Consider the following 905-nt stretch of genomic DNA (forward strand, 5'->3'; position numbering starts at 1 on the left):
CGGCGCGCTGGCGCACCAGGACGGCGACGGCGTCGAGCTGCAGGTCGAGAGCCTGCGGGCGCAGCCGGGCGGGCGCTTCGTCGTGCGGCGCACCACGCGGCTGGCGGCGCTGGAGCAGCTGCAGAACGCGCTGCAGATCAGCGAGCAGGGCAAGCAGTCTGGCGTGATCGCGGTGCGCCTGCAAGGCCACGACGCGCAGCAGGTGGCGGCGACGCTGGGCCAGATCGGCGCCGAATACATGCGGCAGAACCTGGCGCGCCGCAGCGAGGAGGCGGAGAAGACGCTGGCCTTCCTCGACCAGCAGCTGCCGGCGCTGAAGGATCAGCTGGAGCAGGCCGAGCTGCGCTACAACGGCTACCGCGGCAGCCACGGCAGCGTCAATATCGACCAGGAGGTGCGCATCGCGCTCGACAGCCTGGCGGCGGCGCAGGCGCGGCGCAGCGCGCAGGTGCAGCGGCGCGCCGAGCTGCTGGGCCGCTACACGGACGAGCATCCGCTGCTGCGGGCGCTCAACGCGCAGGCGCGCGCGTCGGAGCGCGAGATTGGCGCGCTGCAGGAGCGCATCGCGCAACTGCCGCTGCTGGAACAGGAGCAGTCGCGGCTGGCGCGCGAGGTCAAGGTCGACACCGACCTGTACACGGCGCTGTTGAACACGGCGCAGCAGTTGCGGCTGGTGGCGGTGGGGCGGGTCGGCAATGTGCGGCTGGTGGACGCGCCGGTGGTGCCGGAGCGCGCGCTGCTGCCGGACCGGCCGCTGATCGTGGTGCTGGGGCTGGTGACCGGCCTGTTCCTGGGCACGGTGCTGGCGTTCGCCAGCCGGGCGGTGCGCGGCGGCATCGACGCGCCGGCGCGCATCGACGCGCTGCTGGGCGCGCACGCGGTGCAGGCGGTGATTCCGCACAGCC

1 protein-coding gene is annotated in these 905 nt (G+C 73.7%); it reads left to right on the forward strand.

The features are described from left to right. Positions 1–905, forward strand: a 905-nt coding sequence (locus GTP90_RS35860; protein ID WP_308937334.1) for a GNVR domain-containing protein, incomplete at both ends; no start/stop codon positions are given.

Origin of the sequence: Duganella vulcania, from assembly GCF_009857655.1 — a bacterium.
Lineage (GTDB): Bacteria > Pseudomonadota > Gammaproteobacteria > Burkholderiales > Burkholderiaceae_D > Rugamonas > Rugamonas vulcania.